This window comes from Pirellulimonas nuda, from assembly GCF_007750855.1.
GTDB classification, from domain to species: Bacteria; Planctomycetota; Planctomycetia; order Pirellulales; family Lacipirellulaceae; genus Pirellulimonas; species Pirellulimonas nuda.
The window spans coordinates 5,313,761-5,327,764 of record NZ_CP036291.1; the positions used below are offsets into that span (position 1 = coordinate 5,313,761).

General features: G+C 66.2%; 9 protein-coding genes and 1 pseudogene. 6 read left to right on the forward strand and 4 right to left on the reverse strand.

Annotation, left to right across the window (positions count from 1 at the left end; translation table 11 throughout):
• The first annotated feature begins 98 nt into the window (after window positions 1–98).
• The 3 genes from Pla175_RS26635 (at window position 99) to Pla175_RS20775 (ending at window position 5,397) form a co-directional block, all read left to right on the forward strand.
• The gene (locus Pla175_RS26635) at window positions 99–3,170 is read left to right on the forward strand and encodes an efflux RND transporter permease subunit (protein ID WP_145290004.1); all 3,072 of its coding nucleotides are present in this window, start codon (window positions 99–101) and stop codon (window positions 3,168–3,170) included.
• 105 nt (window positions 3,171–3,275) lie between these two features.
• Window positions 3,276–4,646: a S41 family peptidase gene (locus tag Pla175_RS20770; protein ID WP_145290008.1), complete on the forward strand. Its 1,371-nt coding sequence runs from the start codon at window positions 3,276–3,278 to the stop codon at window positions 4,644–4,646.
• Between the two features lie 496 nt (window positions 4,647–5,142).
• Window positions 5,143–5,397, forward strand: coding sequence for a hypothetical protein (locus Pla175_RS20775; RefSeq protein WP_145290013.1), 255 nt, complete (start codon window positions 5,143–5,145; stop codon window positions 5,395–5,397).
• Between the two features lie 16 nt (window positions 5,398–5,413).
• On the opposite strand, the gene Pla175_RS20780 is transcribed toward Pla175_RS20775, so the two are convergent.
• Entirely contained in the window at window positions 5,414–6,868 is a 1,455-nt protein-coding gene (locus Pla175_RS20780; RefSeq protein WP_145290016.1) for a bifunctional folylpolyglutamate synthase/dihydrofolate synthase, read from the reverse strand.
• Window positions 6,869–7,471: 603 nt separating this feature from the next.
• Here Pla175_RS20780 and Pla175_RS26235 point away from each other — a divergent pair.
• Complete coding sequence (locus tag Pla175_RS26235; RefSeq protein ID WP_197527024.1) at window positions 7,472–7,612, forward strand: hypothetical protein; 141 nt, start codon at window positions 7,472–7,474, stop codon at window positions 7,610–7,612.
• A gap of 134 nt (window positions 7,613–7,746) precedes the next feature.
• Here the strand turns inward: Pla175_RS26235 and Pla175_RS20785 are convergent, their stop codons facing one another.
• Complete coding sequence (locus Pla175_RS20785; RefSeq protein ID WP_145290019.1) at window positions 7,747–9,114, reverse strand: sulfatase-like hydrolase/transferase; 1,368 nt, start codon at window positions 9,112–9,114, stop codon at window positions 7,747–7,749.
• Between the two features lie 118 nt (window positions 9,115–9,232).
• A complete protein-coding gene (locus tag Pla175_RS20790) occupies window positions 9,233–10,684 on the reverse strand; it encodes a sulfatase family protein (protein WP_197527025.1) in 1,452 nt (483 codons plus the stop codon).
• A 103-nt stretch (window positions 10,685–10,787) separates the two neighbouring features.
• Between Pla175_RS20790 and Pla175_RS20795 the strand changes: the two genes are divergently transcribed.
• Window positions 10,788–11,918, forward strand: coding sequence for an ISAs1 family transposase (locus tag Pla175_RS20795; protein ID WP_145284379.1), 1,131 nt, complete (start codon window positions 10,788–10,790; stop codon window positions 11,916–11,918).
• Between the two features lie 61 nt (window positions 11,919–11,979).
• Window positions 11,980–12,421 (forward strand): annotated as a pseudogene (locus Pla175_RS20800) (IS66 family transposase); the annotation flags it as partial.
• Window positions 12,422–12,488: 67 nt separating this feature from the next.
• On the opposite strand, the gene Pla175_RS20805 reads toward Pla175_RS20800, so the two are convergent.
• Window positions 12,489–13,973 (reverse strand): sulfatase-like hydrolase/transferase, encoded by a 1,485-nt coding sequence (locus Pla175_RS20805; RefSeq protein WP_145290028.1) that lies wholly within the window; start codon window positions 13,971–13,973, stop codon window positions 12,489–12,491.
• Window positions 13,974–14,004 lie beyond the last annotated feature (31 nt).

A 14,004-nucleotide genomic window follows, 5' to 3' on the forward strand; every position in this document is an offset into this window, starting at 1 on the left:
TTTAGCTTGAACCTATCGGCCGCGCAAGGACGCAACTAACTCCACGGCCCAGTTCCGGGGTCCTGTTCCGGAGCTCACTTCCGGACCGCAGTGCACCCATGGATCAGCCCGCCCCCTCCGATCGCTCCTCCTGGCTCGACCGCAAGCCCTGGGGCCTGTCGAACTGGCTGATGGTGGCGATGATCGCGCTGCTGGCGATCGGGCTCACGCCGCGCGGCCTGCGGCGGGCGGTCGAGGGGAACACCAACAACGCCGAAGACTGGCTCCCGGCCGACTACCCAGAGTCCACCGACCTGCGCTGGCTCGCCGACCGCTTTGTCAGCGCCCAGTTCGTGCTGGTGAGCTGGGACGGCTGCACGCTGGGCGACACCGAACGGCTCCGGCTGCTCGAGCAGAAGCTGCAGCACGAGACCACGCCGGCCGGCGCGCCGATGTTCGGCCGGATCGTCACCGGCCCCGGCATGGTGGCCAAGCTGACCGAGGCGCCCGCCAATCTGGAGCGGGCCCAAGCCATCGACCGCCTCGAAGGGGCGCTGGTCGGTCCGGCGCCGGTCAGCGACGCGGGCGAAAGCCTGGGCGATCAGGCCCGCACCACCTGCCTGGTCGCTTGGCTGTCTCAGGCTTCGCTGGGCAACAACCGCTCGATGCGTGCCGCGGTGGAGCGGGCCCACGAGATCGTCGAGACCGAGTGCGGCGTGGCGGCCGCCAACATCCACCTCGGGGGCCCGCCGGTCGACAACGTGACGATCGACATAGAAGGGGAACGCACCCTCCGATCGTTGGCCCTCTACTCCGGCCTGCTGGGCATCGGCCTGGCCTACTGGTGTTTCCGCGACTTGCGGCTGACGCTGGTGGTGTTCGCCGGCGCCGGGCTGAGCGCCGGCCTGAGCCTGGCCATCGTGTACTACTTCGGCGTGTTCGAGGTGCTGGCGCTGGGGCGCGACAAGCCGCTGTACGGATCGGTAGACGCCATCCTGATGTCGATGCCGGCGGTGGTGTACGTGCTGGGCCTCTCCGGCGGCATCCACCTGGTCAACTACTACCGCGACGAGCGGGCCGCGCACGGCCGCTGGGGCGCGGTCGAACGGGCCGTCGCGGTGAGCTGGGCGCCCTGCGCGCTGGCCGCCTTCACCACCGCGGTGGGGCTCGGGTCGCTGGCGGCCAGCGACATCATCCCGATCAAAAAGTTCGGCATGTTCACGGCCTCGGGCGTGCTGGCCACCGTCGGCATGCTGTTCAGCCTGGTGCCGGTGTACCTGCACCTGTTCCCGCCCAAGGACGCCCCCGGCGAGCAGGCGAAGAAGAAGCACCAACCCTCGCTCCCCGCGTGGGCGACGCGTTACGCCGAGTACGTGGTCGGCCACAGCAATCGCGTGACGTTTGGCTGCTTGGCGTTGATGGCGGTCATGGCGTTGGGGCTGCCGAAGATCACGACCTCCGTCCAGATCCTCAAGCTGCTGGACGAAGACGTCGACCTGATCCACGACTACGCCTGGCTCGAGCGGCACATCGGGAACCTGGTGCCGATGGAGGTGATCGTGGCGCTGCCGCCGGAGAACCTCCGCGGGCCCGCCGAGCACCCCGAAGACGGCGGCGACTGCTACCGCATGACCATGGTCGAGAGGCTCGACCTGGTGCGCCGGATCGGCGCGGCCGTCGAGCAGCTCGACCCGGTCAGCCGGGCGCTGTCGGCCGCTACCTTCGGCCCGGCCGAAGTAGCCCCGGGCCAGACCGCCTCGGTCCGCCGCGGCGCCGAGTACGCCGCCAGCACCGCCATGCAAGAGAACCGCGAGGCGCTGGGCGACTACCTGCGGATGGAAGGCCCCGACGAAAACGCCCGCGAGCTGTGGCGCGTCAGCGCCCGCCTCGCGGCCCTGAGCGATATCGATTACGGCCAGTTTGTCGGCGAGCTCCGCGCCAAGGTCGAGCCGGTGCTGGCCGCGTACCGGCTGCGCGACGCGCTGACGGCGCGGCTGCACGCCCAAGGCAAACGCCTAGAAGGGTCTCGCGTGTGCGTGGCGTTTGCGGGCGAGGCCGCCGAGAACGCGCCGGCCCAGCAGTCGGAGTCGGCGCTGCTGATGGACCTGCTCGCCGAGTCGGGCGTGCGGAACACGGTGGGCGGCGCCCGCGGCGTGCTACAGCCGCTGAACGTCACGCGCCTAGGCGCCGCGTCGCCCGAGGCCCGTGAGAAGCTCGAGCAGGGGCTCGCCGGGTTTGACGCCGTGGTGGCGCTCGACCGGCCGACGCTGCAAGCGGTCGACGCGTTGCTGCCGGAAGGGGTGGCGCTGCTGCCCCCCGGCCTGGACAGCCCCCCCGCGGGCCCGCAGAGCGTCCGCGCCGATCAGCCGGTGATCGCCAGCATCTACAGCGGCATCGTCCCGCTGGTCTACAAGACCCAACGCGAGCTGCTCATCAGCCTGTTCCAAAGCATCGGCTGGGCCACGGTGCTGATCGCCTGCGTCATGGCCGTGCTGCTGCGGAGCGTGCGTGCCGGCGCCGTCTCGATGCTGCCGAACGTCTTCCCGATCATCCTGGTGTTCGGCGCGATGGGTTGGCTTGGGGTGAAGGTCGACATCGGCATCATGATGTGCGCTAGCGTCGCGTTGGGGGTTGCGGTGGACGACACGCTGCACTTCCTCACCTGGTTCCGCCGCGGCGTGGTGGAAGGGCTCGACCGTCGGGCCGCGACGCTGGGCGCCTTTGAGCGTTGCGGCGTGGCGATGTGTGAGACCACGCTGATCGCCGGCCTGGGGCTGGCGGTGTTCGCCGTGAGCACGTTCACGCCCACGCAGCAGTTCGGCTCGCTGATGATCATCATCCTGGGCGCCGCGTTGGTCGGCGACCTGTTGATGCTGCCGGCCATCCTCTGCGGGCCGCTGGGGCGGTGCTTCGCCCCCAACGAGAACCGACCGGCCCAGCCAGAAGAAGCGTCCCCACGGCACGAGGGCCCGAGGCTGGCGCGCCAGCCGGAGCCCCTTGAGCCCCCGGCCACGCCGCGGCCTGCGCCGGAGGCCGAAGCAACGCCCTCGGCCGGCGTCCCGGCGGCGGCGCCGAGCCGGGTCGACCCCCCGACGCCCCGCGCCGAGGGCCCCATGGCCCCGGACCACGCCCGGCTGTTCAACAAGCTGCAGGGGATGCGGCGGAGCGACCCGCACGGCCCGACGCGCTGACGCGGCCCACGACCGCGGCGCCGAACATTTGGCCCGACCGTTCTCTCGGCCGGCCCGACCGGGCATAATCAGGGGCGCCAGCACGCCCCCCGGTCACTACGGTCTATGTCGCGACGCAATTTCACGTGTTTGATTGTGGCGGTCGCGGTTGCGCTGGTGTGTGCGTCGCGGGTCGAGCGGAACCCGTACGCCCGCTACGTTTCCGACGGCTACCGGCTGATCGAGCAGTACGCGTTGGCGCCCCCCTCGGACGACGCGCTGTTCACCGCCGCGATGCAAGGGATGGTCTCTGCGCTGCGTCGCGGCGGCGACGAGCACTCCGACTTCTTGCCCCAGGACCAGGCCGACCCGCTCCGCGACGAGCTGAGCCAGTCGTTCGGCGGGCTCGGCCTGCCGTTCAAGCTGGTCGGCCAGCCCTCGCGCGCTTACGTGATCGCCCCGCCGATCCCCGGCTCGCCCGCGGCCCAGGCCGGCATGCGGATCGGCGACCGTATCGACGAGGTCAACGGCGTGCCGATCGCCGGCATGTCGCAACACGAAGTCACCCAGACGCTCAGCGGAGAGATCGGCAAGCCGGTGCGGCTGACCCTGGCGCGGCACGGCGAGGCGACCCCGCTGCAACTGGTCATCACCCGCGCCCTGCTGCCCATCGAGTCGCTCGCCGGCCTACGGAAGAACGCCGAGGGGACGTGGGACTACTTTACCGAGCAGTCGCCCGACGTCGCCTACGTCCAACTGCTGGGCTTCGGCGACCGCACGCTCGGCGACCTCCGGTCGTTGCTCACCAAGCTCAAGTCCCAAGGCATGCAGCGGTTGATCCTCGACCTCCGCGGCAACCCCGGCGGGACGGTCGACTCCGCGGTGGCTGCTAGCGAGTTGTTCCTACCGGCCGGCGCAAAGGTGGTCGAAACCCGCGGCCGCAACGGCGCCGTGCTAGCCAGCTACGAGACCGAGCACCGGGGCGAGTGGGCCGACCTGCCGCTGGTGGTGCTGATCGACCGCGAAACCGCCAGCGCCAGCGAGATCATGGCCGCCGCGCTCAAGGAGAACGGGCGGGCCACTGTGGTCGGCGAACGATCATTCGGAAAGGGCTCGGTCCAACGCACGATCGACCTCGAAGCAGGCCGCAGCATGCTGAAGGTCACCTGGGCCACCTTCTGCGGCCCCAGCGGCAACAAGATCCACCGCATGCCCACGGACGGCCCCGACGACGTCTGGGGCGTCCACCCTGACGTCGGCTTCGACGCGCCGCTCTCTGCCCAGCAGTACGCGGCCTTCGTGCGGCTGCCGGAAACCAGGCGGTTGCTCGAGCCGATCCGGGCCGCGATCGCTGCCGGCACCGCCCCAGAGGAGATCGCGATCGAGCCGCTGGACTTTAGCGATAACGCGCTGCAACTAGCGATTGACCATCTGCTGGGCAGCGATGGCAAATCGGCCGAAAGCGCCGCGCCCCTCAAGCAGGCAGCGGGGAGCTAATCCCGCGGTCGTGTGCTCTGCCCTGAGCCTCGCCCCCGGATTTCCGGCCGGTTCGGGCCCCGCACAACGAAATGCCGCTGCCTGAGGGTTGTAGCGATCCGTTGCAAGGATGTGTATCGGCTTGCAACCTCTTCCATGCAAGCAGGCCCCCGGCCGGCGATAACGCGGCGGCGGTTGAAATTTCGTGAGCCGGCAATCCCTCTAAATACCCCTGAAATCAAGCCTCTCTCGGGGCCGCCGGCGCCCACTGGGCGCAATTCTCGCCCCCCGGCCGTGGGTTTGGCACGGGGCGTGCATTATGGCTTTCCCATGGCAGCCGACGCCCAGGGGGGCTTCGGCCGATCGAGACTCGGAGGGGACGCTTATGGGCCGCCGCGGCCCGACCTCTCCCGGCCGGTCGAAGGACGCCGTCAAGCCTGTAGTAGGCTTGAGTTAGCAACACCACGAAGGACTTGTCCACACTTCTCGTCCATTCGGAACAGAAAGGAGCTCTACCATGGCTAACCAAACCAAGATTCGCTGCACCGTTGTCTCGATGCCGACCGAAACCGTCAGCATGCCCAACGCCACGCAGCCACGTTTCCGCCCGAGCGACCTGCTGCCGTGGGCCGACCCCTACATCGCGTCGCTCGTGCACAAGCTGCAGAACGAGGTCCGCGAAGAGCGTCGCGACTCGCGGCTGCGGCAGCGTCTGAGCGCCCAGCCCGCCTTCAGCTCGCACGTCGACGAAGACGCGCTGACCGCCGTGTGAGGCGGGCCGACCGGCCTTAGGCGCCGGTCGGCGACGCCTGGACCGAGGCCGTCCGGCGGGTCGCCAACCGCCGCACCTCGGCGGCGAAGAACAGCGAACCGGTGAAGCACACCACGTTGCACCCCGCTTGATCGTCGTCTCGGGGCGGGCCCATCAGCGTGGTCCACGCCTCGAGCGGGTCCGCGGCAAGCCTCACCGACGCCCCGGGCGCCTCACGAGCGACCACGTCGGCGACCTGCTCGGGGGTCATCGAACGCGGGTTTTCTAGGAAGCGGGTCGCAACAAAGCTCCCGGCCACCGGGGCGAGCGCCCGCACGATCGCAGCCGCGTCTTTGTCGCGGCTGATCGCCAACGCGATCGTCAACTCAGACGGCCCCCGCACCGCGGTTTCGGCCGCCGCATCGCGACAAGCCCGGGGAAAGTAGTCCGCGAGCGTCTGCGCGAGCGCCAGCGCGGAGGCCTCGTTGTGGGCGCAATCGATAACCGCCGTGGGACGCGTGCCGAACAGCTCGAACCTCACAGGCAGCTTGGCCGCGGCTAGGCCCTGCTGGATCGAATCCTCCGACACCAGCAGCCCTTGGCGCGTCAGCTCGTCGATCACCGCCAGCGCCACGGCGGCGTTCTCTGCTTGCCGCCGGCCCGCCAGCGCTAGGGGCAGCGGCGGCCGCCCGACAGGCGTCCCCGCTGCGTGCGACCAGTACTGCGCGGTCCCCAGCGGCGCCCCGGCGCCCGGCGGCGCGTACACGGCGCCGAAGTCTTCGCCCCGCTGCAGCAGCCGGCAGCCGTGCTGCAACGCGATCCGCGCGATCACGCCCCGCGGCCCGGGCTCGGTCACGCCGCTCACCACGGGGACCCCCGGCTTGATGATGCCGGCTTTCTCCGCGGCGATCTGCTCAACGGTGTCGCCCAGTTGCTTGGTGTGGTCGAGGCTGATGCTGGTAATGACCGACACCGCGGGCCAGCAAACATTCGTCGAATCGAGCCGCCCGCCGAGGCCCACCTCCAGCACGATCACGTCGCACTGCCGATCGGCGAACAGCAAGAACGCCATGGCGGTGGCGATGTCGAAGAACGTCGGCCCGCGGACGTCCGTGCGGCGGTCCATCTCCGCCACCAAGGGCCGGAGCCGCTCGACCAAGCCCACCAACTCTTCGCCCGAGCAAGGGAGCCCGTCGATCTCGAACCGCTCTTCGATCCGCTCCAGGTGGGGCGACGTGTAGAGCGCCGTCCGATACCCGGCGGCGGTCAGGATCGAGGCCATCATCTTCGACGTCGAGCCCTTCCCCTTGGTGCCGGCGACGTGCACCACGCGCCGGCCCGCATCGGGGCTCCCCAGCCGGATCAAGAGCTGCCGGACCCGGTCCAGGCGCAACGCCTGCGGCGAGTGGGGCAGCACCAGCCCCCCCTCGTAGTTGATCCGGCCATAAAGCCAATCAATCGCGGCCTGGCGGCGTGGGTCGGTGGGGAGCAAGGGGGCAGCGGTCCGGCGGGCAAAGAAACGACATTAGCCTAGCCCAACCGATACGGCTGGCAAGACGCAGCGCCTCTCGCAGAGGCGGCTCCGAGCTGACGCGTTACCGCACGACTGATTGGGCGGCCCACGCCGACTGGCTGCGAGAGAAGATCGCCGCGAAGCCCGACGCGACGCGGTTGGAGCCGGTCGCCTGGGCCCGGTGGAACGCGAACGGAAGTCGTCCGACGCCACGATCTACGGCCCGCTCAAGGCCCTGCGGCTGACGCGAAAAAAAGAACGCTCGTCACCGCCGAGCAGGACCGCGTAGAGGTCACGCTCAAATGCCGGGCGTGGATCGCTTCGCAGGGAGACTTCGCCTCAGACCGGGTGATCTTTCTCGACGAGACTTGAGCCAAGACCAACATGATGCGGACCCGTGGCCGCAGCGAGAAGGGTTCTCGGGTGGTTGAGAAGACCCCATGCGGGCGATGGGGCACCACCACCTTCCTGGGGGCGGTCCGCTCGACAGGGTTCGTCGCCCGAGGCGTGTCGAGGGCGCCATCAATAGTCAAGCTTTCAAGGCGTGGGCCGTGGTGTTGACGGACGGCCTCCCGAGCCTAAGTGGCCCGCGTTGCCCGGGCCATCGAAGCGGCCGGCGCCGAGGTCCGCTGCCTGCCGCCCTACTCCCCCGACGTCAACCTTTTCGGGGTCGCCTTCCGGAAGCTTAAACGCCGCCTCCGCGACGCAGCCCAACGCGTCTAAGAACGGCTCGTCCGGCTCTGCGGGCAAGCGCTCGACCTCCTCACGGAAACCAAGATCCGAAACTACCTCCCGACACGGTGTTACCGCCACGCATCGGGGTAGGGCACTCAAGAGCGATTCACATGGGTGAGGGGTTACTGGACCAAGACCGTCGGGCTTCCCGTCGGCGTCACTTTTTTCTTCTTCCGAGAGTCAGACGCGTTATCTGCCTCCCAGGCTTCCAGCTTGGTCTTGAGGCTCTGGGCCACGTCCGGGTGGTCCTCAAGGACGTTGTTTTCTTCGCCGATGTCCTCCGCCAGATTGAACAATTCGCAGTCACCGCCCCGCGAGTCCCATCGAATCAGCTTCCAGTCGCCCACTCTGACGGCGGCGTCTTGCATCTTCCAGAACAGCGCTTCGTGGGGAGCTCCCTTCTTCTGCCCGCCGATGTACGGCATAAGGTCCACGCCATCCAACGGCCTCTCAAGTGTTGACGGATCGGTCCCTGCGAGTTGGACAAACGTGGGATAGAGGTCCAGAGAGATGATTGGACGATCATACTCCACTCCCTCGGGTAGCCGTCCCGGCCAAGAAAACACGAAGGGCACTCGGTTACCCCCTTCATAGATCGTGCCCTTGTGCCCATTGAGCGGGGCGTTGTCGGCGTTCGTGGCGGGAGAGCCGCCGTTGTCGTTGGTAAAGACGACAAGCGTGTTCTCGCGCAGGGCGCTACTCTCCAGGTATTCCAGCAATCGACCCGTGCTACGGTCGAGCGCCGCGATCATCCCGCCAAGGGTGCGGCGCTTGACATCGTCGAGGCCGACGTAGGGCTGCTTGTCGTCTTCTTTGGCCTGCAGCGGTCCGTGCACCGCGTTGTGTGAGAGATACAGGAAAAACGGCTCGTCGGCTTGCCGGCTCTCCTCCATGAACGCGATCGCCTTCTCGGTGAACAGGTCGGTGGTGTAGAAGTCCTTGCCGAACTCGTTGATGAGGCCGTCGTTCTCCATCAACCGGAACGACGTGTTCTTGGCCTTTTTCGAGTTGCGTTTGTACGCGAAGTAGTCGCGGTGTCCGGCCAGAAAGCCAAAGAAGTAGTCGAAGCCCCGCTCGGTCGGCCAGTAGCCTTTGTCTGTGCCGATCTGCCACTTGCCGATAACGCCCGTGCGGTAACCAAGCGGTTGTACTGCTTCCCCGAAGTTTGGCTCGGCGTGCGGGATATTGAGGCTGAAGTCGTTCGAGTAGACCCCAAACCTCTGCTGATACCGCCCCGTCAGCATGCCTGCGCGCGATGGGACGCAGACCGACCCAGTCATGTAGCCACTGGTGCACACCACGCCCTCGCGGGCCAGCCGGTCGATGCAGGGCGTCTTGAATTCTCCTGCCCCTTGAAACGAAAAGTCGTTGAATCCGGCATCGTCCGCGTAGATCAGAAGAATGCTGGGCTTGTCGGCGGCCCGGAGAAGCCCCGAGCAAGTGGCGGTGCAACAAACGACCAGCGCGATTCGAGCGAGCAGAAGATTCATAGGGTCCGCGGGGGGATAGGTGAAGAACGGGTTGGAAGCGACACAACCGAACACCAAGCCGCCGGCCGTGACACGGTGGGTTTAGACACCGCGTGAAGACAAAGGGGACACCGCAAGATCACCAGCCCTTCTTGCCAGGAATCGGCGGCGGCAGAAAATCATGCGCACGCATCATCTGGGCGCTCAGCACCGTGCGTAGCCGGTTCTCGACCTCGCGCGCCTCCGCCGAGCCCGCCAGGTTGTTGAGCTCCAGCGGGTCTTCGGCCAGGTCGTACAGCTCGAACATGGCGCGGTCGGAGAAGTAGAGGCGCGAATGCAACTCGCTCAGCTCGCCCGCTCCGTTGCGTTTCTTTAGATGATTGAAAAAGGGCGCATGGTCGAAGTCGACCGGCGTGTAGGGGAGTTGCCAGATGCAGTTGTAGATCCGTTTGAATCGCTCGCTCACCACGGCCCTTCCCAGGTCAAATGCAGAGCTGTTCACGGGGAGGGCGGCGGTATGCCCCATGCGTTCCGCGAAGACGTACTCACGCGCCTCGTAGTCGCGGCCCGCTAGCCCCGGGTAGAAGCTCTTGCCGGTGATCTCACTCGGGATACTGAGTCCGATCGCTTCAAGCAGGGTAGGAACAAGGTCTTCCGCGCTGACAAGCGGCGTTAGTTCTGTCCCTGCGTGCTCGTCGTGGGGCAAGCGGATGATCAGGGGCACCCAGATCCCCAGTTCGTTGAGCGTGCCTTTGCCGCGGAACTGACTCCCGCCATTGTCGCCGATGAACACGACGATCGTGTTGTCGTATAGCTCGCGCTCCCGAAGTACCTCCAAAGCCCGACCGGTGTGGGCGTCGAGCCGGTTGATCTCGTTGTAGTACTCCGCGAGGTCCTTCCGCACGCCTGGCGTGTCTGGATAGGTTTCCGGCAGAGTCAGTTGGCGCGGATCGATGGGGTCCGGCTTGGGGGCGTCGTCCCAACCGCGGTGGGGATCGCTCCAGCATAGCTGCAGGAAAAAGGGCCGATCGGCGGGCTTCTGATCGAGAAACTCCTGCATCTGCTTCAGGGCCTGTTCACCGAGATTCGGGTGGCCGGCGACCCTGCAGAAGTCGACACGCTCTTTGATGTTCGGCAGCTCGTCTTGCGTCAGCAGGGCGCGTATCGCGGGGCGGTTGGCGTCGCCCGATCCATCCAGGTGGTACGCACGACCGCACAAGCCCGTGAAGTACCCAACCTGCGAGAGGTATTCCGGCAGGATCTTAACTTCGCGCCGAAGGTTGTCTGAAAAGCGACACAGCCCGATTTCCAACGGCATTCTTCCCGTCAGTATGGACGCCCGTGAAGGCACGCACTGCGGCGCCGTCACATAAGCACGGCGGCACAAGATGCCGTGCTGGCTCAGTCGGTCGAGCACCGGGGTGCGGACGTCGGGGTTCCCGTAGCAACCGACATGCGGCGCGCTATGATCGTCCGAAACCACCAGCAGGATGTTGGGGTAGGTGGTCCTGCTCTCTTCGACAGCAGCGGCCCCCTCAGCCACCGGACAAAGCAGCACGAGTACAAGGCAGGCCTGCAGCGTGGCGGGCACGGCGATTGCGCCAAGCTAGGCAATATGCGACCCTCTAGGCAAGCCGGCGTTTGGAATGGCAGCAGGTGTTGCCTGGCGGCCGGCGGGACCTGGAGGGATGGGCATGGGCGCCAAGGCGAGCGTGCGGATTGCGGAGCATTTCGAGGGCCTCACCGACCCGCGTCGGCGTGAGGTGACCTACCCGCTGGTGAACATCGTGGCGATGGCGTTGTGCGCGGTGCTGAGCGGGGCGGACGACTTCGTGGCGATCGCCGACTGGTCGCGGGAGAAGAAGGATTGGCTGGCGAGATTCTTGGACATGAGCAGTGGGGTCCCCTCGCACGACCGCTTCAACGCGGTCTTCGCGGCGATCAAGCCGGCGGAGTTCGAGAAGTGCCTGCTGAGCTTCATCACGGCGTTGCACGAGGTGACCGAAGGGCAGGTGATCGCGATCGACGGCAAGACCTTACGGAGGAGCTTCGACGCGGCGAGCAGCAAGGCGCCGATCCACATGGTCAGCGCGTGGGCGTCGGCCAATCACATCGCGCTGGGGCAGGTGGTCACCGACGCGAAGAGCAACGAGATCACGGCCATTCCCAAGCTGCTGGATATCCTAGAAATCCAGGGGTGTTTGGTGACGATCGATGCGATGGGCTGCCAGCGGGAGATCGCCGAGCAGATCGTCGTGGGAGGGGGGGACTACGTGCTGGCGGTCAAGGGGAACCAGCCCAAGCTGCACACAGCGATCAAGGGCTTCTTCGCCGCCCACCTCGAAGACGATTGCAGCGGCATCGATTGCCGCCGCTCCGAGTCGCACGAGAAGGGGCACGGCCGGCAGGACGATCGCTACTACTACTTAGCGAAGCTTCCGGACGGGTTCGACGAGGGGAGCAAGTGGCGCGGGCTCAAGGCGATCGGCCTGGCGTGCCGCATCACGACCCACGCCGACGGAACGCAGACGCACGACACCCGCTACTACATCGCCAGCCGCTACCTCAGCGGCCAAAAGTTCGCCGACGCGGTCCGTGGCCACTGGGCGATCGAGAACGCGTTGCACTGGCAACTAGACGTCACCTTCGGCGAAGACCAATGCCGCATCCGCAAAGGCCACGCCGACGCCAACTTCAGCCTGCTGCGCAGGACAGCGCTGAGCCTGCTCAAGAACAACACCTCACGCAAGCTGGGCGTCAAGAACAAACGCCTCGCGGCCGCATGGAGCGACCAGTATCGGCTGGAAGTCCTGTGCGGGAGGTGAGTTATGGTGCGATCGCCCTGGCGACTACTCGGGGATCATCCTGAACTGCGATCGGGCCAAGATGTACCTCGACGGCAAGCGGCTGCAGTGGTGCTGGGCCCACCTGAAACGCGACATCCAGAATCTGATCGATTCGCCCAACGGCCAAGTCAAACATCTGGGACGCGACCTGATGCGAGAGCACGTCCGGCTGTTCAAGCTCTGGAACCGTTACAAAGCCGGCAAGATCAAGTGGCGCGCCTTTCAGGCCGACGCAGCGCCGATCCGCGACAGCGTGAACGGACTCGTGCTGCGCGGCAGCTACAGCGGCAACAAGCAGCTCGTCGGCTTCTGCGACGGGCTGCTGCCCCGCAAAGAGCACTTGTGGACGTTCCTGGAGGTGGAAGGGGTCGAGCCGACCAATAATACGGCCGAGCGTGCGCTCCGCCCGGCCGTGATCTACCGCAAGCTCAGCTTCGGCACGCAGAGCGCCTCGGGAAGCCGCTACCTAGAGCGGATGCTGAGCGTCTCGGAAACCTGCCGACTCCAGAACCGCAGCGCCTACGAGTACCTCGTTGAAGCGATGCAGGCTCACTTCGCAAGAAGGACCGCACCCTCACTGCTGACAGCAAAGAGCGCCAATGCATACGCCGCGGCGTGAATCAATTCACCAGGTCGTGAACGGTTACAATCCCCAGCCCGAATGACCGACTGAGGCGCCTGATCCCTGCCGCTTTCGGTCAGGTAGCCGGGGAAGTGCCAGAACAGCGAGTCGCGTTCCACCGTTGCTTCGACATCCGCAAAGAGCGGCGAGATGTCCACCCCGTCGACCGTGGTTCCTTGGGGCACAGCGCCCCCGGCTAGAGCCGCGAAGCTCCGATAGAAATCGACGCCGATGACCGGCGTGTGATTGACAGAGCCTCCATCCACTAGGTCAGGATTGCCGCTCCACGCGATCAGGGGCACACGGATGCCCCCTTCGTCATACTGGCCCTTCTCGCCTTTCAACGGGCCATTGTTCGATTGGCTTTGCTTGCCGCCGTTATCCGAGTAGAACAGCAGCAGCGTGTTCTCGGCGAGGGTATGGCCTGCATTGGAAGGGTCGGGCGTGGTTTCCAGGTAGTTGACGAGACGTCCGACGCTTTGGTCGAGACCTTCGATCAGCGCCCCGAATGAGGCGTTGCTGTCTTCTACGCCGGGCGCCTTGTTCTGGTACTTCGCCAGCAGGTCGCTTCGAGCATGGACATTACCGATAGGCCCGTGCACCGCGAACGTGTTGAACTGCACGAGGAAGGGCCCCGACTTCTCCTGCTCCATGAAGTCGATCGCGGCGTCGGCCAGGGCGTCGGACACGTGCTTGTCGGTTCCCACCAGAGCATCCATGGCGGCATCGCTCACGCCGGAGGCGTACGGCTTGAGGTTGGCGTTCACGTACTGTTGCGTGTAGGGCGCCGCGTAGGGGTCGAGGCCCGGGCCGATGCTGCTTCCGAAGGTCCCGCCGCTTGCGTGATAGGCGCCGGGGCCGCCGGAGGCCTGTCCCCCGAAGTTTTCATGGAAGCCGTGATCCGAGACGATGAGGTTCGCCCCGTCTGTGCCGCTCTCGGTCACATGGAACTTTCCGAAATGGCTGGTCCGATAGCACGCGGCTTGCAGCATTTCCGCATACGTGAAACTCGAAGTCGGAATGGCCACTTCGCCATCCGCGAGACCCTGCTCCGGGCCGACGAGCATCGTGTTGTTGCCGGCTCGGTTCAGGCTGCCGACGTTAAAGACGTAGTTCGACGGCCGCGAGGCGTACACGCCGGTCAGCAGGGCGGCGCGGGTGGGCGCGCAGTTGGCCCCATTGGTGTAAGCGTTGGTAAACGCCATGCCTTCGCTAGCAATCCGCTCCAGGACGGGCGTTTCGTAGAAGTCGCTTGGATGGCCGAGATTGGTGATCGCGTTGCTCGTGTCCGACCAACCTAGATCGTCCGCCATGATGAAAACGATGTTCGGCTTGCCCTGCGCCAATGGGCAAACGTCGCTCAGGACGAGCGATGCGACGATGAGGGCCAGGGGTGTTCGTAGTTTTGACATGTGCAGACTTCTTGATTATCGCTGGTTGACT